Source organism: Vallitaleaceae bacterium 9-2 (assembly GCA_038396585.1).
Classification (GTDB): domain Bacteria; phylum Bacillota; class Clostridia; order Lachnospirales; family Vallitaleaceae; genus UBA1351.
In genome coordinates, this window is sequence record CP121691.1 from 1,704,748 (window position 1) to 1,728,137 (window position 23,390).

26 protein-coding genes are annotated in these 23,390 nt (G+C 37.1%); 25 read left to right on the top strand and 1 reads right to left on the bottom strand.

The features are described from left to right. Positions 1-6 precede the first annotated feature (6 nt). Genes rsmD through QBE53_08045 form a run of 3 tightly spaced genes read left to right on the top strand, consistent with a single transcriptional unit; the run spans position 7 to position 1,572 of the window. A complete protein-coding gene (rsmD, locus tag QBE53_08035) occupies positions 7-573 on the top strand; it encodes a 16S rRNA (guanine(966)-N(2))-methyltransferase RsmD (GenBank protein WZL83049.1) in 567 nt (188 codons plus the stop codon). Further along, positions 570-1,052: a pantetheine-phosphate adenylyltransferase gene (gene coaD, locus QBE53_08040; protein ID WZL83050.1), complete on the top strand. Its 483-nt coding sequence runs from the start codon at positions 570-572 to the stop codon at positions 1,050-1,052. Before rsmD ends, coaD begins: the two co-directional genes overlap by 4 nt. Positions 1,053-1,065: 13 nt before the next feature. Next, complete coding sequence (locus tag QBE53_08045) at positions 1,066-1,572, top strand: hypothetical protein (GenBank protein WZL83051.1); 507 nt, start codon at positions 1,066-1,068, stop codon at positions 1,570-1,572. A gap of 7 nt (positions 1,573-1,579) precedes the next feature. On the opposite strand, the gene QBE53_08050 is transcribed toward QBE53_08045, so the two are convergent. Then, positions 1,580-2,797 carry a nucleotidyltransferase gene (locus QBE53_08050; GenBank protein ID WZL83052.1) on the bottom strand — a complete coding sequence of 406 codons (1,218 nt, stop codon included), beginning with the start codon at positions 2,795-2,797 and terminating at the stop codon, positions 1,580-1,582. A gap of 155 nt (positions 2,798-2,952) precedes the next feature. Between QBE53_08050 and pta the strand changes: the two genes are divergently transcribed. The 22 genes from pta (at position 2,953) to QBE53_08160 (ending at position 23,337) form a co-directional block, all read left to right on the top strand. Further along, complete coding sequence (gene pta / locus QBE53_08055) at positions 2,953-3,954, top strand: phosphate acetyltransferase (protein WZL83279.1); 1,002 nt, start codon at positions 2,953-2,955, stop codon at positions 3,952-3,954. Between the two features lie 12 nt (positions 3,955-3,966). After that, positions 3,967-5,157, top strand: coding sequence for an acetate kinase (locus QBE53_08060; protein ID WZL83053.1), 1,191 nt, complete (start codon positions 3,967-3,969; stop codon positions 5,155-5,157). A gap of 102 nt (positions 5,158-5,259) precedes the next feature. Then, positions 5,260-5,763, top strand: coding sequence for a DUF177 domain-containing protein (locus QBE53_08065; protein WZL83054.1), 504 nt, complete (start codon positions 5,260-5,262; stop codon positions 5,761-5,763). A gap of 5 nt (positions 5,764-5,768) precedes the next feature. Beyond that, the gene (rpmF, locus tag QBE53_08070; GenBank protein WZL83055.1) at positions 5,769-5,948 is read left to right on the top strand and encodes a 50S ribosomal protein L32; all 180 of its coding nucleotides are present in this window, start codon (positions 5,769-5,771) and stop codon (positions 5,946-5,948) included. Between the two features lie 117 nt (positions 5,949-6,065). Further along, on the top strand, positions 6,066-7,064 hold the full coding sequence (plsX, locus tag QBE53_08075) for a phosphate acyltransferase PlsX (GenBank protein WZL83056.1): 999 nt from the start codon (positions 6,066-6,068) through the stop codon (positions 7,062-7,064). A gap of 15 nt (positions 7,065-7,079) precedes the next feature. Continuing rightward, the gene (locus QBE53_08080) at positions 7,080-7,319 is read left to right on the top strand and encodes a phosphopantetheine-binding protein (GenBank protein WZL83057.1); all 240 of its coding nucleotides are present in this window, start codon (positions 7,080-7,082) and stop codon (positions 7,317-7,319) included. Between the two features lie 70 nt (positions 7,320-7,389). Beyond that, a complete protein-coding gene (rnc, locus tag QBE53_08085; GenBank protein ID WZL83058.1) occupies positions 7,390-8,079 on the top strand; it encodes a ribonuclease III in 690 nt (229 codons plus the stop codon). 12 nt (positions 8,080-8,091) lie between these two features. After that, positions 8,092-11,652 carry a chromosome segregation protein SMC gene (smc, locus tag QBE53_08090; protein ID WZL83059.1) on the top strand — a complete coding sequence of 1,187 codons (3,561 nt, stop codon included), beginning with the start codon at positions 8,092-8,094 and terminating at the stop codon, positions 11,650-11,652. Between the two features lie 12 nt (positions 11,653-11,664). Then, positions 11,665-12,615, top strand: coding sequence for a signal recognition particle-docking protein FtsY (gene ftsY, locus QBE53_08095; GenBank protein ID WZL83060.1), 951 nt, complete (start codon positions 11,665-11,667; stop codon positions 12,613-12,615). Positions 12,616-12,676: 61 nt separating this feature from the next. Continuing rightward, on the top strand, positions 12,677-13,012 hold the full coding sequence (locus QBE53_08100) for a sigma factor-like helix-turn-helix DNA-binding protein (protein WZL83061.1): 336 nt from the start codon (positions 12,677-12,679) through the stop codon (positions 13,010-13,012). 33 nt (positions 13,013-13,045) lie between these two features. Beyond that, entirely contained in the window at positions 13,046-14,389 is a 1,344-nt protein-coding gene (ffh, locus tag QBE53_08105) for a signal recognition particle protein (GenBank protein ID WZL83062.1), read from the top strand. A 76-nt stretch (positions 14,390-14,465) separates the two neighbouring features. After that, positions 14,466-14,711 carry a 30S ribosomal protein S16 gene (gene rpsP, locus QBE53_08110; protein WZL83063.1) on the top strand — a complete coding sequence of 82 codons (246 nt, stop codon included), beginning with the start codon at positions 14,466-14,468 and terminating at the stop codon, positions 14,709-14,711. 36 nt (positions 14,712-14,747) lie between these two features. Continuing rightward, on the top strand, positions 14,748-14,975 hold the full coding sequence (locus QBE53_08115; protein ID WZL83064.1) for a KH domain-containing protein: 228 nt from the start codon (positions 14,748-14,750) through the stop codon (positions 14,973-14,975). Positions 14,976-15,102: 127 nt separating this feature from the next. Further along, entirely contained in the window at positions 15,103-15,612 is a 510-nt protein-coding gene (gene rimM / locus QBE53_08120) for a ribosome maturation factor RimM (GenBank protein ID WZL83065.1), read from the top strand. A gap of 1 nt (position 15,613) precedes the next feature. Further along, positions 15,614-16,360 (top strand): tRNA (guanosine(37)-N1)-methyltransferase TrmD, encoded by a 747-nt coding sequence (gene trmD, locus QBE53_08125; GenBank protein ID WZL83066.1) that lies wholly within the window; start codon positions 15,614-15,616, stop codon positions 16,358-16,360. A 76-nt stretch (positions 16,361-16,436) separates the two neighbouring features. Beyond that, positions 16,437-16,784 (top strand): 50S ribosomal protein L19, encoded by a 348-nt coding sequence (rplS, locus tag QBE53_08130; GenBank protein ID WZL83067.1) that lies wholly within the window; start codon positions 16,437-16,439, stop codon positions 16,782-16,784. 98 nt (positions 16,785-16,882) lie between these two features. Beyond that, complete coding sequence (lepB, locus tag QBE53_08135) at positions 16,883-17,428, top strand: signal peptidase I (GenBank protein WZL83068.1); 546 nt, start codon at positions 16,883-16,885, stop codon at positions 17,426-17,428. A gap of 16 nt (positions 17,429-17,444) precedes the next feature. Further along, on the top strand, positions 17,445-18,314 hold the full coding sequence (gene ylqF / locus QBE53_08140; GenBank protein ID WZL83069.1) for a ribosome biogenesis GTPase YlqF: 870 nt from the start codon (positions 17,445-17,447) through the stop codon (positions 18,312-18,314). A 40-nt stretch (positions 18,315-18,354) separates the two neighbouring features. After that, the gene (locus QBE53_08145) at positions 18,355-19,563 is read left to right on the top strand and encodes an FAD-dependent oxidoreductase (GenBank protein WZL83070.1); all 1,209 of its coding nucleotides are present in this window, start codon (positions 18,355-18,357) and stop codon (positions 19,561-19,563) included. Beyond that, complete coding sequence (locus tag QBE53_08150) at positions 19,563-20,255, top strand: DUF2161 family putative PD-(D/E)XK-type phosphodiesterase (GenBank protein ID WZL83071.1); 693 nt, start codon at positions 19,563-19,565, stop codon at positions 20,253-20,255. The genes QBE53_08145 and QBE53_08150 overlap by 1 nt, the downstream gene beginning before the upstream one ends. Positions 20,256-20,265: 10 nt before the next feature. Beyond that, a complete protein-coding gene (gene ilvA, locus QBE53_08155; GenBank protein ID WZL83072.1) occupies positions 20,266-21,474 on the top strand; it encodes a threonine ammonia-lyase in 1,209 nt (402 codons plus the stop codon). A gap of 105 nt (positions 21,475-21,579) precedes the next feature. Next, positions 21,580-23,337, top strand: a complete 1,758-nt coding sequence (locus QBE53_08160) for a 5'-nucleotidase C-terminal domain-containing protein (protein ID WZL83073.1) — start codon at positions 21,580-21,582, stop codon at positions 23,335-23,337. Positions 23,338-23,390: the final 53 nt, after the last annotated feature.

Sequence of the window (23,390 nt, forward strand, 5' to 3'; positions counted from 1 at the left end):
GATGTTATGCGAGTAATTGCAGGAAGTGCCAAAAGATTGTTATTAGAATCACCACCACAAGGGGTTCGACCGACAACAGATAGGACAAAAGAAACGCTGTTTAATATTATTAATTATAGACTTTTTGATGCATATGTTCTTGATTTGTTTTCTGGAAGTGGTGCATTAGGCATTGAATCATTAAGTCGGGGTGCCAACAGTTGCGTCTTTAATGATATGAATAATAGTTCCATTGAAATTATAAAAAAAAATTTAAATCATACAAAACTTATTGAAAAAGCAAGGATTATAAAGTATGATTATGTTAGTGCACTTAATGCATTACATCAACAAGGAGACTGTTTTGATCTTATCTTTATTGATCCTCCATATAATCAAGGATATGAGATGGAGGCGTTAAAACAGATTGATATGCTAAAGTTGATACGTAATCAAGGGCTGATTATTGTTGAAAGTTCTATAGAAACAGAACTTGATGATAAATCTTTCACGAATTTAGAGATAGTACGTGAAAAAACATATCGTACAAATAAGTTCACATTTATAGAGTATAAGAAAGGTGAAATAGAATGAAAATAGGTGTATATCCCGGGAGCTTTGATCCGACTACAAATGGACATATGGATATAATCGAACGCGCGTCAAAGTTAGTGGACCTGTTAATCGTTGGTGTATTAAATAATCCGGATAAAACACCTTATCTTGATGTGGATCAACGTGTTTCGTTATTAGAGGATTTAACCAAAGATTTGGATAATGTAAAGATTGAGCCGTTTACAGGATTGCTTGTTAATTTTGTAAAACAAAAAAATGCGCAAATGATTTTTAGAGGTTTTCGTGCGATTTCGGACTTCGAATATGAATTGCAATTAGCTCAAACAAATCACATGCTAGATGAAACAATCGAAACTGTTTTTTTAGTTTCGAGAACAGAATATGCGTATATTAGTTCAAGTATGGTAAAACAGTTGATTCAATTTGGAGGCGATATTTCTCGCATGGTTCCCAAAGAAACTGAGTATGTGCTGCTAGAATCAATTAAGAAGCAATGACAGGAGGGGTAATATGGATTCGATAATGTTGTTATTAGATGAGATGGAAGGTTACCTGCAAGAATGTAATAATTTGCCTTTTTCCAGTAAAGTTGTCGTAAATATGGAAGTGTTATACGAATTTATGGCAGACCTTCGAATGAAGTTGCCGGAAGAAATTAAACGTTCAAAGCGTCTGATTGAAGAGAAAGATAAAATAATTGGAGAGGCAGAATCCGTGGCAACAGGAATCGTTGAAGAGGCTAAAAATCAAGCAGAAAGAATGCTTGATGAACATGAAATACGTCGACAGGCAATTAAAGAGGCAGAAGCTATGTTGGCCCAAACAAAACAAACGGCAAATGAAATAACAGAAAGCGCATATGAATATGTGGATGCAATATTAGCGCAAAGTCAGCAAGTTATTCAAGATATGCTGCAAAATAGTGAACAGCAATTTGCATCATATGATCAGTATATGCGCGATCAGCTTGAGGTTATTCATAACAACCGAAGTGAACTAAAAATCTCAGATAAATGAGAAAAGACTATAGAATGATTATTGGTTGAGAATAGTCATTCTTTTTTATATGATTGCTTTTTTGAAGAAGGAGTTCATTGTAGAGGTTAGTAAACTTCACCTCATCATGCAGCATTTTTTTACCATCTGCTAGGAGCTGTTTTTGATGATCGGCTACGTTAGTGATTAATGGTAGACGAGCATTGTTTTTTAGTAAAGCAAGTACAGGAGAGGCCGATTTTTTAAAGCCAAGAATTTTTATATAATGATGTAACTGAGTGTTGTTTTCTTGGATATTTGTCGTGGTTATATTTAAAAATTGATGTAACAAAGCACGTTGTATCGTTGTCTTAGTGTAGTTTTTGGATTGGGCAGCATCAATAAAGTGTGCATAGTTTTCGGATTGAAGCATGATTTTTTGGAGACGATTGTTAAGCTCAACAGGAAAGTCGTAAATATTTTCTACACTAGGGTTATTTATCGTTAGCAAATAACGATAATAGGGGAAATAATCTTCTGGATATATTGAAAAAACTGAATGACCGAGCGCATCAAGTAAATAGTCAAAACATGGAAGCGGTATAGTTGCATCAACAGCATTTGGGTTATCCTTTAATGCTAGGCGAATGGCCGTCGCAGAAGCGTAGGTTGACTGAAGTTTGGTTTCAAGGTAGGATGAACCTACACGTTTAAGTGTAAAGGGCGCTATTGAGGAATCGGATTGGAGTAAAGCCTTTAAGTATTCAATAGCTAAAATATTATTGGACCCTTTTAATAGCGTCTCATACTCTGGATAAAGGGTTGAAGTGGCTAGGCTTCTTGCTTTTGGGAAAGAAAAACCTTTTTTTAAATTGGCTTTTAGATGGTGCTGAAAATGAGGTGATTCATTTAAATAAAGCTGAGCCAGTGTAGTGAGTGGGTTTATATCTCCGTGTTCACTTCCAAAACTTAAGTAGTCAATGATATTTAATTGGTTGAGCAAATCAACTGCACCTTTTGCAAAAAGCTCGGCAGAGGCAGTCGAGTAAAGGGTCGGAAGCTCGATAACGACATCGACACCCCCAAGCAGGGCTAAACGCGTACGTGTCCACTTATCAAAAATAGCGGGTTCTCCACGTTGTACATAGTTACCGCTCATAATGGCAACGACAAAATCAACACCTAGCGTTTCCTTCGTACTACGGATTTGATACGCATGTCCATTGTGAAATGGATTATATTCTGAGATAATTGCAGCAATTTTCATGGTTTGACCTCCTGTATTTACTTAATACTATCGGTTTCAATGAGAAAGTGCAATAAGGAATCTAAAAAAAAAGCAAAAAGATATTGTATACAATGAACAATTTGTTTATAATGGAGTTGAAGGGTATGATTACATACACGAAAGGAGCAATAAAAGTGAGTTTTATTGAAAGAATTAAAGAAAGAGCAAAAGAAAACATTCAAACAATCGTATTACCTGAGTCACTTGAGTTAAGAACTTTGGAGGCAACAGACCAAATTCTTAAAGAAAAAATTGCCAAGGTTATTCTTATTGGTAAGGAAAAAGAGATTAAAGAAAAAGCAGGTGATTTAGATATTTCAGGAGCGACAATTATTGATCCAGATCGATTTGATGAAATGGATGATTACATTGCAACGCTTGTAGAACTTCGAAGCAAAAAAGGAATGACAGCTGAAAAAGCGCAGGAACTATTAACTCAAGATCCTTTATATCTTGGTGTAATGATGGTGAAAAAAGGCTTGGCAGGCGGTATGGTTGCAGGTGCTGTTAATTCAACGGCGAACGTATTACGACCATCATTACAAATATTAAAAACGGCACCAGGAACAAAACTTGTGTCTGCATTTTTTGTCATGGTCGTTCCAAATTGTGAGTATGGTGCGAACGGTACATTTATTTTTGCAGATAGTGGATTGGTACAAAATCCAAACTCAGAAGAATTAGCTTCTATTGCGGGAAGTTCAGCCAAATCTTTTGAAATACTGGTTGAAGAAAAACCAGTTGTTGGTATGCTTTCACATTCAACAATGGGAAGTGCTAAACACCCAGATGTGGACAAAGTGGTTGAAGCAACACGTCTTGCAAAAGAACAATACCCAGACTATGCAATTGATGGAGAGTTCCAATTAGATGCAGCGATTGTTCCAAGTATTGGACAAGCAAAAGCGCCAGGTAATGAAGTGGCGGGTAATGTCAACGTTCTTGTATTCCCGGACTTGGATTCTGGTAATATTGGATATAAATTAACACAAAGATTAGCTAAGGCAGAAGCATATGGACCTGTAACTCAAGGTATTGCAAAGCCTGTTAATGACTTGTCACGAGGATGCAGTTCTGAAGATATTGTAGGAGTCGTTGCAATCACAGCAGTCCAAGCCATTAACCAAAGCATATAGAAGGAGTCTATTATGAATATTCTCGTACTCAATTGTGGAAGCTCGTCACTTAAGTACCAACTAATAAACATGGATGATGAAAGTGTTTTAGCGATTGGAATTTGTGAACGTATTGGGATTGAAGGGTCACAGATAAAGCATGAATCAGCGGGAAAAGAAAAAATTGTTTTGAAAACAGAGATGAAAAACCATGAAGATGCAGTGCGCTATTTGATTAAGGCACTTGTTGATGAAACCCATGGTTGTATTCAGTCAATGCAAGAAATATCAGCTGTAGGACATCGAGTTGTTCATGGCGGAGAGTTTTTCTCGGATTCAGTAGTTATTGATGAAAAAGTTATTGAAGTTATTGAAGAGTGTGTAGAACTTGCACCGCTTCATAATCCTGCTAACCTTATTGGTATTCGTGCATGTCAAAGCATTATGCCCGGAGTTCCGATGATTGCTGTATTTGATACGGCGTTTCATCAGACAATGCCGGAAAAGGCATACCTATATGCAATACCATACGAATACTATGAAAAGTTTAAAATACGACGTTATGGATTCCATGGAACATCCCATAAATTTGTTGCTCATAGAGCGGCAGAAATGTTAGGCCGACCTATTGAAGAGCTTAAGATTATTGTATGTCATTTGGGAAATGGTGCGAGTGTGTGTGCAGTTGATGGTGGGAAATCTATTGATACATCGATGGGATTAACTCCACTAGAAGGACTTGTAATGGGAACACGCAGCGGAGATATCGATCCGGCAATTGTAGATTATATTGCTCAAAAAGAAAATGTGTCGGTACATGATGTTATCGAAATATTAAATAAAAAATCAGGAGTTCTTGGACTATCAGGAATCTCCAGTGATTTTAGAGATATACGTTCAGCAGCCAATCAAGGTGATCAACATGCTATTCGAACAATGGAAGTTTTTGAATATCGCGTAGCTAAATATATTGGCTCATATGCAGCGACACTTAATGGATTAGATGCCTTAGTATTTACAGCTGGTTTAGGAGAGAATAACATATCCGTACGTGCTAATATATGTAAACAATTAGGCTATCTTGGTATTGATGTGGATGATGAACTTAACGATTGTTCAGGTATTGAACGTGACTTTAGCAAAAAAACAGCGACATGTCACTCAATGGTTGTTCCAACGAATGAAGAGTTGATGATTGCACGTGAAACCCTAAAATTAGTATAAGTTTTATGAACTTGATATAAAATGGTTGACAAACAAATTGCTAATGGTTATAATAAATTTTGGTGATTTAACATCAGGCAATACCGAAAAGAAGGTGAATATATGTTACTACATTTAGTTGAAGCATTTATTCGAAGTGATCAAATAACATTACAGCAGACTTTTAATGATGTTGTTTTTGAAGATGGGTTACATGAATATCAAGTAGTCGAACCTTTGTCGTGCGACTTAATATTCAAGCGCATTAACGAAAAAGACATTTTGATAGAAGGCATAGCGAGCATAGGGTTGAATATTCCATGCGATCGTTGTACTGTGGATGTTATGCAAAATGTGAAGGTTCATATTCATAGATCCGTATCCCTTCATGACAGCGAAGAATTTGCCTACATACAAGGGGCAGAACTTGATGTGGAAGATTTTTTATTAACAGAACTGTTAATTGAATTTCCGCAAAAAGTATTGTGTTCTGATGAATGTAAGGGTCTATGTGAACAATGTGGCGCAAACCTCAATGAGCAAGAATGTTCATGTGAAAAAGGTCATGTTGATATTCGAATGGCTCATTTAAAAGATTTGTTTGAGAGCAAATTTAAGGAGGTGTAACTAAGATGGCAGTACCAAAAAGAAAAGTATCCTCAGCACGTAGAGACAAGCGTCGTGCTCAAAGCTGGACGTTATCAGCTCCAAATTTGGGAAGATGCAGCAAATGTGGTGAGTTAGTGATGCCACACAGAGCTTGTAAAGCATGTGGAACATACAAGAATAAAGTAGTTGTTGAAAAAGAGTAATATGATTTTTAAAGGCAGGAGGACCTATGGTTTTCCTGCTTTTTTTATGGCGGTTTGCTTGAAAAGTTTGCAAAAAAATAGTATAGTAATCTAAGAACTTATTGAAAGGGGTACGCTATGAAGCAAGTGAGTATTGCAGTTGATGCAATGGGAGGGGACCATGCACCAGATATTGTTGTTGATGCGGCAATTATGGCAATGGAACAAGAGCCGAATATCATATTGACATTATTTGGTAATGAAGCTATGATTAATGATAAGTTAAACGGACGAAGTTATGACCAGAACCGATTGCATATTATCAATGCAACGGAAAATATAGATAATAACGAATCGCCTGTCTTAGCTATTCGCAGAAAAAAAGATTCATCCATTGTTAAGGGCTTACGCTATGTCAAAGAAGGACATGCAGATGCCTTTGTGTCCGCAGGGAGTACGGGAGCGGTCTTGGCAGGAGGTACATTGATTATTGGGCGCATAAAGGGCATTGAACGACCGGCGCTTGGTTCTTTTATTCCTACTGCAAATGGAGTGACGCTTTTGATGGATTGTGGAGCAAATGTAGATTCAAAACCAATGTATTTACATCAGTTTGCTAAAATGGGATCAAGTTATAGCCAATCCTTTACAGGAAAATCCAAGCCAACAATTGGATTGCTTAATGTTGGCGATGAAGAGAAAAAGGGCAATAGCTTAACAAAAGAGACATATGCGCTTTTAAAGCAAGATACTTCTTTGAACTTCATCGGAAATATTGAAGGACGCGATATTGCTTTAGGAAAAGCGGATGTCATCATAGCGGACGGATTTACAGGCAATCTGATCTTAAAACATACAGAAGGTTTAGCGATGTTTTTACTTACTCAGATTAAGCAAGCAATTACGTCGACCTGGTATTCAAAAATAGGTGCACTACTTATAAAAGGTCCATTAAAGAAAATGTTAAAATCTTTTGACTACACTGAATACGGCGGCGCACCTTTATTAGGGCTTGAGGGGCTTGTTGTCAAGGCACATGGAAGCTCGGATGCAAAAGCATTTAAAAATGCCATACTACAATGTAAAACTTTTTCTGACGAAGATGTAAATAAAAAAATAAAACAACAACTTATATAATATGGAGGAAATACGATGGACGAAAAAAAACTTTTAGAAATTATTGCGGAATTTACAACATATGAAGCAGACGACATTGATGAATCAATGGATTTTGTAGATGATTTAGGTATTGATTCATTAGACTTAGCTCAAATTATCTTAAGTGCAGAGTCGGCATTTGATGTTGATCTTGAAGATGATATGATGGAAAATGTAAGTACTGTCGGAGATGCTATGGAGATGTTAAGAAACCGTATCGAAGAAATGGAATAAGGGATTAACGAACAAGTCGCCTTAGTACTTGTTCGTTTTTTTTGATGTGTTATATAATGAGGAGGAACCCATGAAATATAAAAAATTACATGAGTTTGAATCAGTAATTTCATATCCGTTTGAGAATATGAAATTACTGATTCAATCTCTAACCCATAGTTCATATGCTAATGAACATAATCTAAAAAAAATTGAAAATAATGAACGGTTGGAATTTCTTGGAGATGCAGTTCTTGAAATTGTAACAAGCGATTATTTATATCGAAAATATCCGGATAACCTTGAAGGTGAGTTAACAAAATTAAGGGCAAGTTTGGTTTGCGAACCGACACTAGCAACTTTTGCTAGAGAAATCTCGTTAGGCTCATACCTATTGTTGGGAAAAGGTGAAGACGCCTCTGGTGGACGAGAGCGAGATTCCGTTTTATCCGATACAGTTGAAGCGCTGATTGGAGCAATCTATTTAGATGGCGGTATTGATAAGGCTAGGACATTTATTGAGCGTACATTATTATCAGACATCCCGTCAAGACAACGTTTTGTAGACAGCAAAACACAGCTTCAAGAATATATTCAACAGTTTAGTGAGCAGCCTATTGAATATCGCGTGATGAGTGAAACAGGACCGGATCATGATAAACATTTTGAAGTGCATGTATATCACAACGAGGCGGTTGTCGGACAAGGATCTGGGCGAAGTAAAAAAAGTGCGGAACAAAGTGCGGCCATGGATGCGTTATCAAAAATCGAAAATAAATAAGAGGGTAGTTTTATGTATCTAAAAAGTATTGATTTATATGGCTTTAAATCTTTTGCCAACAAAATGATTTTTAAATTTGATAAAGGAATTACAGGCATAGTCGGTCCTAATGGCAGTGGGAAAAGCAATGTAGCAGATGCTGTTCGCTGGGTATTAGGAGAGCAAAGTGCAAAACAGTTACGTGGAAGTAAGATGGAAGATGTTATTTTTGCAGGGACTGAAACACGTCGAGCATTGGGATATTGTCAGGTAGATTTAACGATAGATAACAGCGATGGTAAAATGCCAATAGACTATCGTGAAGTGACTGTTTCTAGGCGCGTATATCGTTCAGGCGAAAGTGCATATTATATTAATGGGACTGCTTGTCGGTTAAAAGACGTTCATGAACTATTTATGGATACGGGTGTTGGGCGTGAAGGATACTCGATTATTGGACAAGGACAGGTAGATAAAATCCTTTCCTCAAAACCCAATGACCGTAGAGACTTATTTGATGAAGCCGCCGGAATCGTAAAATATAAAACGCGAAAACTAGCAGCAACAAAAAAACTGGAAAGTGGAGAGACCGACTTAGAACGGATTTCCGATATTATTGGTGAACTTGAGACACAAAAAGATGGATTAAAAGATCAGGCAGAAGTTGCAAGAGTCTATTTGGATTATCGTGAAGAACTAAAAAAGCTGGAAATTAACAGCTTTATTCGTCTTATTGATGAGTTTGAAGTAAAACTCAAAGAACTCAAAGAAAATGAGCAGCGCATTCAAAAAGAATATGAAGAAAAAAATGCAACGCATAAGCAATTGCAACAAAAGTATCACGAATATGAAGAACAGTTTAAAGTGATTGAAGAAGAGCTAGATACATATCGTGATGATATTACATCGACGTCTTTGGCTATTGAAAAACTGCAATCAACGATGCGTCTGTCGGAAGAAAAGACAAAAAACAGTGTAATACAAATTGAAAAGTTAACCAATGAGATTCAACGACTTGAAGACATGGAGATGCGCCGTCGGATAGAACTTAATGAAATTAAGGATTTAAAAGAAAAACAAGTACATAAGATAAAACTTCAAGAAGAAGTAATTAGTGAGCATCAGAAAGTCTCAGAGCATATACAGCAAGAAATCACGTCCTATGAAAATGAAATAGACACGATACAAACGGATATGATACAACGCCTTAATGAAGGGTCAAATATAAAAGGACAAGTGCACCGCAGCGAGGTCATGATAGAAAATAATCGCTCACGTTTGGAACAGCTGTCCTCACGTAAGGTCATTGCCATGGAAACAGTTCAAACATTGGCCCAGGAATTGACCAATGCACAACATGCTTTAGATGCCTTCGAAAAGAAACAACAAGAGTTGCTAGATCAAAAGCTTAAGATTCGAAGTGTCATAGGAAAAAACGAAGCAACACTTGTAAATGAAAAGAAAAAGGCGCAAGAAATCATCTATGAGCTTAACAAAAATCAATCCAAATTGGATGCAATTAAAGGTATGGAAGAACAGTATGATGGATATTTCTTCAGCGTAAAAAAAGTCATGGAGTTAAAAGATCCAGGAGCGTTGGGGGTTGTTGCAGAATTGATTCGTGTGCCATCAAAATATACGGCGGCTATTGAACTGGCATTAGGGTCGAATCTACAAAATATTGTGACAACCAATGAACAAAAAGCGAAGGGATTTATTGAGTATCTTAAAAAAAATAAATATGGACGAGGAACTTTTTTACCGCTTACGACAGTTAAAGGTCATTGTATTCAATCGTTTAAGAAAACAGATGGATTTATAGGGATTGCAAGTGAATTAATTGAGTGTGATGAAGCGTATAGACCAATTATACGTCAGCTTTTAGGGCGTATTCTCGTGGTTGATCATATTGAAAATGGTATAAAGCTTGCAAAGGCTAATCAACAAAAAGTACGTATCATAACCCTTGAAGGGGAAGTAATCAATCCTGGGGGAGCTATGAGTGGTGGTGCCTTCAAAAATGAAAAGGGACAATTGCTTTCCAGAAAGAATGATATTGAGTCCTTAGAAGCCAATATAAAAGCCATGCAAGAAACTGTGAACACAAAGCAAAAAGAAATCTTAAGTGCTGAAGATGAACTCCAATCGCTAAAAGATAACATTGAGTCTATACAGGCGCAAGAGCAAACGATGAATATCGAGCATCATACGATGATAACTCAGATGAATACCAACCAAAGCGAACATGTGAAGTTTCAGCAAGAATTAAAAAATATAAGTGCTGAAGTTGAGACGTTAAAAGCAGAGACAGAGCAACTGCGTGAAGAGAAAGAACAGCTGTCCTCTCAATTAAGTACTTCTCAAATTGATCATGTTGATGCGGAGTCACGCGTCGAAACCCTTAATGAGAAAATTCAAGTGCTTAAAGAAGACTTGAAGCTGATTATGGAAGACTTAACCAGCGATAAAATGGCATTGACAACGCTACAAGAACAAATGCGCCATTATGAGGAAAATATTAAACGCCTCATTGAAGGGTTGGAAGACCATACGGACTCCATTCAACGTATTCGTGAAGAAATTCAAGGGTATGAGTTAAGCAACTTAAAAGAAACCCAAAATCTTCAAAAAAGCCAAGAAGAACAAATAATAGAAAAAGAAAAATTACTTGAGTTAAATACAAAAGTTAATGAACTTAAGTTTCAACGTCAAGATATTCAAGTCCAAAAAGGACAGATGGATGCAAAGCGTGAGATGGCTTATGAAGAGTTTAATCAATTAGAAAAAGAATTAATTCGTATCAGTGGTAATATTGAGCGAAATGAAATGCAAAAAGAAACACAAATCAATTATATGTGGGATGAATACGAACTAACATATACAAAGGCATTGACGTTTAAAACAGAAATAGAATTAGCAGAATCAACCATTAAAAGTAAAATTGCATCGATTAAAAGTGAAATCAAGCAACTGGGTGATGTAAATGTTCATGCTATTGAAGAATACCGACAAGTAAAGGAACGCTATACATTTTTATCTTCTCAGCGTGAAGATTTGATAACCGCCAAAGAAAAACTCTTGGGGATTATTCAAGAGCTGGATGAACAAATGACCGCTCAGTTTCGGGAAAAGTTCAATGAAATCAATGCTCAGTTTAACACTGTTTTTAAAGAACTCTTTGGTGGAGGAAAAGGATTTTTAGAGTTGACAGATGATGAAGATATTCTGTCAGCAGGAATTACTATTATTGCGCAGCCACCAGGCAAAAAACTTCAAAACATGATGTTGCTCTCTGGTGGAGAAAGAGCGTTTACAGCAATTGCATTATTGTTTGCCATCCAAAGTCTACGTCCTTCACCATTTTGCGTATTAGATGAAATTGAAGCAGCACTTGATGATGCCAATGTAGATCGTTTTGCGACATATTTGCAAAAACTTACACATCAGACGCAGTTTATTGTTATCACCCATAGAAAAGGGACCATGGAAGCCGCGAATGCACTGTATGGAATTACAATGCAAGAAAAAGGCGTGTCAACCCAAGTATCCGTAAAATTAATACAAGATCAGCTTGATCATACAACAAAAGAATAGCGAGGTTTATATATGGCAGAAAAAAAAGGTTTTTTTAGTAAATTAGTAAGTGGATTAACCAAAACACGTGATCAATTTTTAGGTGGAGTTGAGGATGTTCTAAAAAATTTCAAATCGATTGATGAAGAATTTTATGAAGAGCTTGAAGAAGCATTAATTATGGCAGACTTAGGTGTGCCTACAACCATGACAATCATTGAAGATTTGCGAAAAAAAGTGAAAGAACAGAAATTGACCAATACAGAACAGGTGCGTCAGCTCTTAGCAGATGAACTGAAAGAATTAATGCATGTAGATCATGATGCCTATGCCTTTACAGAACAAAAAACAGTTGTTCTTGTTATTGGCGTTAATGGTGTAGGAAAAACGACATCAATTGGAAAGTTAGCAAGTCAATATAAGGCTGAAGGGAAAAAAGTCATGCTTGCAGCTGCAGATACATTCCGTGCAGCAGCCATTGATCAGTTACAAGAATGGGCTAGTCGTGCCGATGTTCCAATTATTGCTCAAGGAGAAAATTCAGACCCGGCAGCAGTGGTTTATGATGCTGTCCAATCAGCAAAGGCTAAAAATACAGATATACTTATCTGTGATACAGCCGGACGCTTGCACAATAAGAAAAATTTGATGGATGAGCTGAATAAGATTCATCGCATAATTGCGAGGGAATATCCGGATGCGCATAAAGAAGTACTGCTAGTCCTAGACGCCACTACGGGGCAAAATGCTTTGCAGCAAGCAAAATTATTTAAAGAAGTCGCAGATATTACCGGCGTAGTTTTAACAAAACTTGACGGTACGGCTAAAGGTGGAATTGCCATTGCGATTCAGTCCGATCTAAAACTACCTGTTAAGTATATTGGAGTGGGAGAAGGAATTGATGATATGCGCCCCTTTGATTCAAACGATTTCGTCGACGCTTTATTTAATATTGAATCGGATAAAATTTCTGTTGACAAATAGGTTTTTTATCTGTATAATACCGTCTGTAAAGTAATTGTACTTGACAGGCAAGGTGGAAGCAATGGATGATTTAGGATATAAAACAATGTTATATGATTTCTATGGAAATATGATGACACAACGTCAAAAAGAAGTCTATGAAGAATATTATCTTAATGATCTTTCTCTTGGAGAAATTGCTCAAAAATTGAATATTAGTCGGGCAGCTGTCCATGATAATATAAAACGCAGTGAAAAAGCACTTGTAAATTATGAACAATCTCTTGGATTGATACATCAGTTTCAAGAAAATCAGATTCTCTTGGAAAAGATTTTAGAATTAACTAAGGAAGAAGATACCAAATTTGCACTTGAATCAATACGTGGATTAGTATCCGAAGTTCTTAAAAATTTATAGTACTATAGATTGTCGGCATAGAAAGGATTACACATGGCATTCGAAAGTTTATCAGATAAATTTCAGAATATATTTGCGGGATTAAAACGTAAAGGAAAACTCAGTGAAGCAGATGTAAAAGCTGCTATGCGCGAAGTTAAGATGGCTCTTCTTGAAGCGGATGTTAACTTTAAAGTGGTTAAGCAGTTTGTTAACAGCATCCGTGAACGAGCGATTGGCGTTGAAGTCTTGGATTCGTTGACCCCTGGTCAACAAGTCATTAAAATTGTTAATGAAGAGATGGTCAAACTGATGGGTGATGAGACCGATGAAGGTTTGACATTTGCCAGTGAACCGCCAACGATCTATATGATGGTTGGATTACAAGGGGCTGGTAAGACAACATCAACAGCAAAAATAGCAGGTCTTTTAAAGAAAAAAGGGAAAAAACCTTTATTGGTGGCTTGTGATATTTATCGACCGGCAGCTATTAAGCAATTGCAAGTTGTCGGTGGACAAATTGATGTTCCGGTCTTTGAGATGGGACAGAATAATCCTTTAGACATTGCAAAAGCAGGAATTGAACATGGGAAAAAAAATGGCAATGATGTCATTATTCTAGATACAGCCGGACGTTTGCACATTGATGAAACGATGATGGGTGAACTAGTTGAGATCAAAACCACAGTAAATCCTCATCAAATTTTATTGGTTGTGGACGCAATGACAGGGCAAGATGCAGTTAATGTTGCCGAAACATTTAATGCACAGCTTGAAATTGATGGAGTGATCTTGACAAAATTGGATGGAGATACTCGAGGTGGTGCTGCTTTATCGGTAAAAGCTGTTACAGGTAAACCGATTAAATTTGCTTGCGTTGGTGAAAAACTTACCGACGTAGAAATATTCCACGCCGATCGAATGGCATCACGTATTCTTGGCATGGGGGATGTACTTACGCTCATTGAAAAAGCAAGTGAATCCATTGACGAAGAAAAAGCCAAAGAAATGGAACGCAAGTTTAAAAAAGCGGAATTTTCGTTTGAAGATTTTTTAGATCAGATGCAGCAAATTAAAAAAATGGGATCACTCAATGATCTTATGGGGATGATTCCTGGTATGGGACAACAGATGAAAAATGTCCAAGTCGATGAAAAAGAGCTTGCCAAGATGGAAGCGATGATTTTATCTATGACTCCGGCAGAACGCCAAAATCCTGATTTGATTAATGTGGCACGCAAAAAACGTATTGCAGCCGGGTCGGGTAATGAGATGGCAGCAGTCAACCGATTCATCAAACAATTTGAGCAATCCAAAAAAATGATGAAACAAATGAGTGGTATGATGAAAGGTAAAAAGGGTAAAAAAGGAATGTTTAATATGCCCTTTATGAAATAATACGGTATTAAGCAATTATGCTTTATATATATTCTTGATTGATAAAATCAAATTACTATAATAGGAGGTGAAAAACATGGCAGTAAGAATGAGATTGAAAAGAATGGGCGCTAAAAAAGCACCTTTTTATAGAATCGTAGTAGCTGATTCAAGATCACCAAGAGATGGTAAGTTCATTGAGCAAGTAGGTTACTATAATCCTACAACTGAGCCTGCTGAAATCAAGGTTGACGAAGAAATCGCGAAAAAATGGCTTGCAACTGGAGCTCAACCTTCAGAAACAGTAAAAAAATTACTTAAAATTGCTGGTGTAACTGAGTAATAGTGTCATTTGCCAAAAGGCAAGGAGGTTCAACTTATGAAAGAACTTGTTGAAGTGATTGCAAAAGCACTTGTTGATAATCCTGATGCAGTTGAAGTTCGAGCCGTAGAAGGCGAAAAATCAACAGTACTTGAATTAAAAGTTGCTCCTGAAGATATGGGAAAAGTTATCGGCAAACAAGGTCGAATTGCTAAGGCAATTCGTACCGTTGTTAAGGCTGCAGCTACAAAATCTGATAAACGTGTTGTTGTTGAAATTATGTAGCGTAAATTTGATAAACATTTCCTATCATGTATCGCAGCTTAAACCAAGTACCAAAAGTATATCGTGTTGTGAACCGATAAATACTTTTGGTACTTTTAGGATATAAAGAAAGTTTAGAGGTAGTTGAATGGAGTATATCCAAATTGGAAAAGTAGCCAATACACATGGTGTACGAGGTGACTTGAAGATTTTTCCACTCACGGATGATATAACGCGATTTGAATTATTGGACCAGATTCGTATTGAAAATAACGGTCGAATTTACTCATGTACGATTACAGGCGTTAAATATTTTAAAAATCTTGTGATTCTCCAACTCAAAGAAATCCAAGATATGAATGAAGCGTTGGCGCTTAAAGGAGGAACCGTATTGATTCCGATAGAACAAGCCCTTCCTCTTGCAGAAGATGAAAACTATATTTTTCAAATGATTGGTCTTGTTGCCCAAGAAGAAGATGGAACAAAGCTTGGTCCATTAACGGATGTCATGCAAACAGGGGCACATGATATCTATGTTATTGATGATGGTAGTAAGCACGGGCTTATGATTCCGGCGACAAAAGAATTTATACGTGAAGTTAATGTAGACAAAGGTTACTTGATTGTGAAGTTAATTGAAGGATTGAAAGGGTTATAATATGAAATTCCATGTATTAACACTTTTCCCTGAACATATAGATGAAGGTTTAAACAGTAGTATTATACGTCGGGCACGCGAAAATGGCCTCATTGACTTGAATTTAGTTAATATACGTGATTTTTCAAAAAATAAGCATAAAACTGTAGACGATTATCCTTATGGTGGCGGGGCAGGTATGGTGATGCAGCCCGGTCCGATTATAGATGCATATGCACATGTAAAAAAAGAGAACCCAAAACTTAAGCGCGTGATTTATCTTTCGCCTCAGGGGCAGACGCTGAATCAAGAAAAAGTACTTGAACTGGCCAAAGAAGAGGAGCTTCTCTTTATTTGTGGACATTATGAAGGAATTGATGAACGTGTAATTGAGTCAATCGTTACAGAAGAACTCTCTATAGGGGATTATGTCTTGACGGGTGGAGAAATGGCTGCGATGGTTGTCATAGACGCTGTGAGCCGTCATGTTGACGGGGTGCTCTCCAACGCGGTATCAAAAGATATTGAATCCTTTGACAATGGACTGCTTGAATATCCACAATACACGCGACCGGCTGACTATAATGGGCAAAAAGTTCCGGAGGTTTTATTATCGGGAAATCATCAAAAAATTGATGCATATCGACATGAGCAGGCTTTGCTTCGAACGGCAAAAAAACGACCGGATTTATTGGCACATGCAGAGCTTTCTAAAGAGGATAAAATCTTCTTAAAAAAAGCTTGTCATATAGACACAAATATGTTATAGTATGTAACTGTGAGTACGGATGTTCCGCTGGTAAGACGTTTATTAAAGAACATCTATGATGGAAGGAGGTAGACTCATGAACGCAATTATTAGAGAAATTGAACAAGAACAAATCAGAACAGATATTGCTGATTTTAATCCTGGAGATACAATTCGTGTTTACGCTAAGATTAAAGAAGGTACACGCGAGAGAGTTCAGATGTTTGAAGGAACAGTTCTTAAGAGACAAAACGGCGGCAATAGAGAGACATTTACAGTACGTAGAATCTCTTATGGCGTAGGTGTTGAAAAAACTTGGCCTTTACATTCTCCAAATCTTGATCGTATCGAAGTGATTCGCCGTGGTAAAGTTCGACGTGCAAGACTTCACTACTTACGAGACAGAATCGGTAAGAAAGCAAAAGTTAAAGAAAAAATGTCATAAAAGAGTTATTGAAAAAGAGCTATGCAATAGCTCTTTTTTTAATGTTCGTAATATGGTATTATGTAGTAGACAAAAAATTAACGGATGGAGGAATTGCGATGAAAGAAAATAAACTTCTTGGAGAAGTAAAAACACTTGTCAAAGATATTCTTATCGTTATTGTAGGTGTCTTTCTGGTTAGTTCCTTTATCGCCCAACCAACAACAGTTGAAGGAAATTCCATGTTACCAACCCTTTATGACGCAGACCAATTGATTATAGAAAAACTAAGCCAAAACTTTAGACCTTTTGAACGTTATGATATTGTTGTTTTTCCATATAACAGTGATCGGAGTAAATTTTACATTAAGCGAATTATAGGTTTGCCGGGTGAAGAAGTGAATATAAAAGGTGGAAAAGTACTTATTAATAACGCAGAACTACAAGAGCCGATTATTCTAGAAACCATTAAGGATTTAGGGACACAGCAGTATCCGGTGCTTATTCCGGAACATACGTATTTTGTTATGGGTGATAATAGAAATCACAGTCGAGACAGTCGCTATCTAGATGTAGGGTTGATTAAAGAAGAAGATATTGTTGGTAAAGGTTTTTTAAGGATATATCCATTTTCAAATTTTGGATTTTTAAAAATAAAAGAATGAACATGAAGGAGAACAAATGAATATACAATGGTACCCAGGACACATGACCAAAGCAAAGCGAATGATGCAAGAGAGCATAAAACTAATTGATTGTGTGGTTGAGCTCTTAGATGCAAGAATACCTATCAGTAGTCAAAATCCCGACTTACCTAAAATAGCCAATGGTAAACCACGGTTAATCTTACTCACCAAAATGGATTTGGCTGATCCAAACCAAACACACCAGTGGGTTGAGTATTTTAAAGCCCAAGGAATCGTTGCAATGCCTGTAAATGCAAGAGATGGACAAAACATGAATAAAGTTATTCCACAAATTCATGAAGTATGTAAGGAAAGAATTGAGCGCAATAAAAAAAGAGGGTTAATTAACAAACCATTGCGAATTATGGTTGCAGGTATACCCAATGTGGGCAAGTCCACCTTTATCAATAAGCTTGTTGGAAAATCAAGTACCAAAACCGGGAATAAACCGGGCGTCACCAAAGGGAAACAATGGATTAAAATCAAAAAAGGATTAGAGCTTTTGGATACTCCGGGTATCTTATGGCCTAGATTTGAAGACCAAACCGTTGGTGCGCATTTGGCATTTGTAGGGAGTATAAAAGATGACATATTAGATACTACAGCATTGGCATATGAATTAATTAGTCATTTAATGCAGTTATATCCAAGTGCATTAAAAGAGGCATTTCCAAATGTTGAATTTATGGAGGGTGATGAGCTAAAACCCGCCTATCAATTATTGGAAGCATTTGCAATAGACCGACACTTTCTACAAGAAAAAAATTCGCCAGACACAAATCGAATGGGGAAAAACATTCTAGATGATTTTCGTGCAGGACGCTTTGGCAGAATGTCTATCGACATAATACCAAGTCAAGTGTAATTGCACATATAAATTTAAGAGAGAAAAGGAGAGCTACAGGATGGGAAATAAAACAATAAAAAAAGTTGTAATCATTGGTAATGGTATTGCTGGAGTTACAGCAGCAGAGACAATTCGTAAAGAGGACAACGAAGTTGAGATCATCATCATTGATAGAGAGAACTATCCGGTATATTATAAACCGATGTTATCAAAGTTTATAGGACAAGACAAACTTCCGGGAGCTTTTTTTGTTCGAAAAGAAACGTGGTATGAAGAAAATAATATTCAGTGGTTGAGAGAACATGAAGTGACATCTATTAATGATGACGCAAGGGAACTTGTAGTGTCAAATGGAAAAGAAAGTCGTTCGATAGTATATGATAAGCTGATTATCGCCACGGGAAGCTATTGTTTTGTTCCACCTATTGAAAATAATCATTTGGACAATGTATTTACACTGCGTACTTATGATGATGCACTTCACATTAAAGAGGTCATGAAAGAGCATAAAAAAGCGACCGTTATTGGCGGAGGATTGCTTGGTTTAGAGTTAGCTGCACAACTGTATCAAGCAGGTATGGAAGTAACGGTGGTTGAGATTATGGAACGCTTATTGCCTAGACAACTTGATCAAAAGGGGGCAGAAATTCTAGAAAACGTATTTGATGTGGAGCGAATGAATGTGCTCAAGGCAACAGGGGTAAAGCGCCTTATTGGGGAAGATAAGGTAACAGGAGTTGAGACGCTTGATGGACGGATGATAGAATCTGATCTTGTAATGATATCCGCTGGTGTGCGTATTGATCCGAAGCTGGCACAGATGGCAGGTGTTGATTTTGACAAAGCGATTATTGTCAATGAATATATGCAGACGAGTAAAGAACATATCTATGCATGTGGAGATTGTGCTTGCTTTGAAGGGCATAACTTTGCCATATGGCCAGAAGCGATTTCACAGGGGCAAATAGCAGGGGCTAATGCGATCGGACAACAGCAAGTGTATGAAAACTTTGTGCCATCAACTATTTTGCATGCCATGGGACTTAACATTTTTTCAATAGGTGAAATGGATGTTGATGAAGATGAAGAAGGCATTGCAATTTTAAATTATGAAGAAAAACATGCCGGCGTTTATAAGCGTATGAATTTTAAAGATAAAAACCTGATAGGTGGCATTTTAGTTAATGACCAACGTAAAGCGAAGTTTTTAATTAAGGGAATGAAAGTAGAGACCACATTGGCAGATTTATATGAGGTGCTTGAATAATGACAGAGACAGACTTGTATGCCCCTGTGCAAAAGTATTTTGCGCAATTAGGTTATACAATTGATGCTGAGGTTAAGGATCTGGATGTGCTTTGTATTCGTGAAGAACAAAGTGTTGTGATTGAATTGAAAAATGAGCTGAATCTAAAAGTAATTACCCAAAGTGCTTTACGTCAAAAAATGTTTGACTGGGTATATGTTGCGATATGGACGCCTAAAAATATGCGACAGCAAGCATTTAAGGACAAGGTGTATCTTTTAAAGCGTTTAGGCATAGGGCTGATTCTGGTTTCGCCGCATGCATTGAGCGTCGATATTTATCATGAACCTATGATGCATCCGATTGAAGAGTATCAACGCAGGAATCGCAAGAAAAAAAAGAAGATAATCGAGGAATTAAAAAAACGCAGGACGCACATGAATATCGGGGGAACCCATCGAAAAAAAATCATAACTGCTTATAAAGAAGATGCCTTAATTATATTAGATTATTTAAAAAAACATGAGTCTATGCCCCTCTCTCAAATAACTCAAGACACGCAAATCAAACGTACAGGAACAATTGTACAAAAAAACTTCTATGGTTGGTTTAAGCGAGTTCAAAGAGGGGTCTATGCCCTTACAGATGTTGGACTAGATGCCCACGAAGAATATACTCACGTCATTGCTAAAATACGAAATGCTGATCAATAATGGAGCGAATATGAATATAATAACTTTAGATGATTTTTATGATGCAAAACAGATGGTTGACAAGATTATCAAAAAAACGCCACTTATGTATTCGGATTTTTATAGTCAAGAATATGATGCGGATATATATTTGAAGCCTGAAAACCTGCAACGTACAGGGGCATTCAAGATTCGTGGGGCATATAACAAAATAATCCGGTTAACAGAAGAAGAAAAAAAGAAAGGGCTGATTGCTTCGAGTGCAGGCAATCATGCGCAGGGAGTTGCCCTGGCGGCAAAGGCCTGTGGTGTAAAAGCCACCATTGTTATGCCTTCAAACACCCCTTTAATTAAAGTTGAGGCGACTAAAAAGTACGGAGCAAATGTTATTTTATCAGGTGAGTGCTATGATGATGCTTTTCGGGAGGCAAAATCATTAGAAGAAAAGTATGGATATACCTTTATCCACCCATTTGATGATGATGACATTATATTAGGACAGGGAACGATTGCTCTTGAGATATTGGAAGAGATGCCAACAACAGATATTCTTATTGTACCCATTGGAGGCGGTGGATTAATCAGTGGTATAGCCATGGCAGCAAAGCTGATAAAGCCAGAGATTGAAGTTATCGGAGTAGAGCCCCAAGGAGCACAAACCCTTAGAAATTCAATTAAAAATGGCCATATCGTTGAGCTGAAAAATGTCAATACAATAGCAGAAGGCGTTGCAGTCAAACGAAGTGGGATAAAAACTTTCGAATATGTAAAGCAGTATGTGGATCGTATTGTGACAGTTAATGATGTTAATATTATGGAAGCTTTTTTACTTGTAGCAGAAAAAGAAAAAGTGATTGCAGAAAATGCAGGTGTGTTGTCGGTTGCAGCTTTACGTAAACTTGATGTAAAAGGGAAAACCGTGGTATCTTTGATTAGTGGTGGAAATATAGACGTGGTTACAATATCTGAATTGATTAGTCGTGGACTTGTCGTTAGGGGACGAGTGTTCTGTTTTTCAGTAGAGCTATCGGACACACCGGGACAATTACAGATGATTGCAAGTATCTTATCAGAAGTTGGAGCTAATATCATTCAGCTAGACCATAACCAATTTAAAACGGTTGATCGCTTTAAGCGGGTGCACTTGGAAGTTACATGTGAGACCAATGGAAAACGTCACGTTGCTCAGATAAAACGTGCGTTAAGGCAAAAAGGTTATGATGTAAAAGTTGTCTATTAAGTTTAGCTTAAGTTAATTCCTTTGAAAAGTGTAGAATATTCTAAAAACTGTGATATAATATAATGGTTAACACAAATAGAATACTTACAAAAGGAGGAGTTTTTTTTGAAAAAGTCACTCAGTATTATGTTATCACTTATGATGTTATTTTCAGTTGTATTTTCAACAACCGTATTGGCTGAAACAACATATTCTGTGCAATCAGGTGATGTTCTTTGGAAAATCGCAGACGAATATGGGCTAGAATGGGAAGAGCTAGCAGAGTTTAATGCATTAGAAAATCCACATTTGATTTTCCCGGGACAATTAATACGAATTCCAAGTGAAGATACTGTGGAAGAGGTAACGCCGGAAACACCAGTAACACCAGAAACACCAGAAGAGGTTCCACAAGAGCCTGTAGTTGAAAGCACTAAACTTACTGTACTTCATACCAATGATATGCATGGATTTTTTGTTGAAGGTGCATATGATGGAATGGGTGCTGCGAAGTTAGCAGCGTATTATAATAGTGTTAAGGCAGACAATCCTAATACTTTAATTTTAGATGCAGGTGATGCAACACAAGGACATAACCTTGTTACTTTGTCAAAAGGTGAAAAAGCAATGCCTATATTAAATGCTCTAGGATATGATGCAATGGTTACCGGAAACCATGAATTTGACTATGGTCAAGAACAATTGCAAAAAAATGTTGCATTAGCAGATTTTCCAATTCTTGCGGCCAACATCGTGGATGAAGACGGAGAAGATTTCTTATCTCCATATATTATCAAAGAAATGAATGGCTTATCTATTGCAATCTTTGGATTGGCAACACCAGAGACAAAGTATAAGTCACATCCAGATAATACTGTTGGATTAACCTTTAATGATCCAATTGAGACGGCAAAAATGTTGGTACCAACATTAAGAGAACAAGCGGATGTTGTTATTGGATTAGTGCATTTAGGTGATGAAGGAACAATGACATCAGGTGCGTTAGCAGAAGCGGTTGAAGGCATTGATCTAATTATTGATGGACATAGTCACTCAACATATGAAAAAGGCATGCTCGTTAATGATACACTTATTGTCAGTGCAGGAGAAAAAACGAAAAATGTTGGTCATGTTGATATAACATTAGTAGAAGATAAAGTAACCTCTGTACAGGCGACGTTATTTACAAAAGAACAATCATTAGAACTTATAGATGATGTAGTAGTAGCTGATTTGGTGAAGGCAGTTCAAGAAGAAAATGCCGTCATTGAAAATGAAGTGGTAGCTACAGCACCTTATGAGTTGAATGGCGAACGAGAGTTCGTACGTACAGGAGAAACAAACCTTGGTAATATGATTACAGAAGCTTTGCTTGATATTAGTGGAGCAGATGTTGCGTTGACCAATGGTGGAGGAATTCGTGCATCGATTGAAGCAGGAGAAGTAACAAAAGGTGATGTACTCACTGTACTACCTTTTGGAAATACTGTACGTATTATTGATGTAACGGGTGCGGATATTATTGCGGCATTAGAAAATGGATTGTCAACATATCCTGAAGCTTTGGGTGCGTTCCCACATGTTGCAGGGATGATGGTTCAATTTGATTCGTCAAAAGAAGCGGGTAGCCGTGTGGTTTCTGTTATGATTGGCGATGAGATGCTTGATGAAGAAGCGGTTTATTCTTTAGCAACAAATGATTTTATTGTTGCCGGAGGCGATGACTACACAATGTTTATCGGTGCCAACGTAACAGCAGAATTTGGTGCTATGGATGAAGTGTTAATTGACTTTATTGCTGAAAACGGATTTGATGCATCTGAAGTGACAGGACGTATTCAAGATGTTGCACAAGAAGATGTTGAAATGGATGACGCGGCATAAAAGTGCATAAAAAGTTATCCTAAAAATATAACTTAAAGAGCGCAACGACATTT

Bases quoted from the DNA above. Each gene is read 5' to 3' on its own strand.
- rpmF (WZL83055.1), top strand. From the start codon at position 5,769: ATGGCAGTACCAAAAAGAAAAGTATCCTCAGCACGTAGAGACAAGCGT.
- QBE53_08050 (WZL83052.1), bottom strand. From the start codon at position 2,797: ATGAAAATTGCTGCAATTATCTCAGAATATAATCCATTTCACAATGGA.
- smc (WZL83059.1), top strand. From the start codon at position 8,092: ATGTATCTAAAAAGTATTGATTTATATGGCTTTAAATCTTTTGCCAAC.
- QBE53_08115 (WZL83064.1), top strand. From the start codon at position 14,748: ATGAAAGAACTTGTTGAAGTGATTGCAAAAGCACTTGTTGATAATCCT.
- QBE53_08150 (WZL83071.1), top strand. From the start codon at position 19,563: ATGACAGAGACAGACTTGTATGCCCCTGTGCAAAAGTATTTTGCGCAA.
- QBE53_08080 (WZL83057.1), top strand. From the start codon at position 7,080: ATGGACGAAAAAAAACTTTTAGAAATTATTGCGGAATTTACAACATAT.
- plsX (WZL83056.1), top strand. From the start codon at position 6,066: ATGAAGCAAGTGAGTATTGCAGTTGATGCAATGGGAGGGGACCATGCA.
- trmD (WZL83066.1), top strand. From the start codon at position 15,614: ATGAAATTCCATGTATTAACACTTTTCCCTGAACATATAGATGAAGGT.
- coaD (WZL83050.1), top strand. From the start codon at position 570: ATGAAAATAGGTGTATATCCCGGGAGCTTTGATCCGACTACAAATGGA.
- rimM (WZL83065.1), top strand. From the start codon at position 15,103: ATGGAGTATATCCAAATTGGAAAAGTAGCCAATACACATGGTGTACGA.
- rnc (WZL83058.1), top strand. From the start codon at position 7,390: ATGAAATATAAAAAATTACATGAGTTTGAATCAGTAATTTCATATCCG.
- rplS (WZL83067.1), top strand. From the start codon at position 16,437: ATGAACGCAATTATTAGAGAAATTGAACAAGAACAAATCAGAACAGAT.
- QBE53_08060 (WZL83053.1), top strand. From the start codon at position 3,967: ATGAATATTCTCGTACTCAATTGTGGAAGCTCGTCACTTAAGTACCAA.
- QBE53_08045 (WZL83051.1), top strand. From the start codon at position 1,066: ATGGATTCGATAATGTTGTTATTAGATGAGATGGAAGGTTACCTGCAA.
- QBE53_08100 (WZL83061.1), top strand. From the start codon at position 12,677: ATGGATGATTTAGGATATAAAACAATGTTATATGATTTCTATGGAAAT.
- rpsP (WZL83063.1), top strand. From the start codon at position 14,466: ATGGCAGTAAGAATGAGATTGAAAAGAATGGGCGCTAAAAAAGCACCT.
- ilvA (WZL83072.1), top strand. From the start codon at position 20,266: ATGAATATAATAACTTTAGATGATTTTTATGATGCAAAACAGATGGTT.
- rsmD (WZL83049.1), top strand. From the start codon at position 7: ATGCGAGTAATTGCAGGAAGTGCCAAAAGATTGTTATTAGAATCACCA.
- ylqF (WZL83069.1), top strand. From the start codon at position 17,445: ATGAATATACAATGGTACCCAGGACACATGACCAAAGCAAAGCGAATG.
- QBE53_08065 (WZL83054.1), top strand. From the start codon at position 5,260: ATGTTACTACATTTAGTTGAAGCATTTATTCGAAGTGATCAAATAACA.
- lepB (WZL83068.1), top strand. From the start codon at position 16,883: ATGAAAGAAAATAAACTTCTTGGAGAAGTAAAAACACTTGTCAAAGAT.
- ffh (WZL83062.1), top strand. From the start codon at position 13,046: ATGGCATTCGAAAGTTTATCAGATAAATTTCAGAATATATTTGCGGGA.
- QBE53_08145 (WZL83070.1), top strand. From the start codon at position 18,355: ATGGGAAATAAAACAATAAAAAAAGTTGTAATCATTGGTAATGGTATT.
- ftsY (WZL83060.1), top strand. From the start codon at position 11,665: ATGGCAGAAAAAAAAGGTTTTTTTAGTAAATTAGTAAGTGGATTAACC.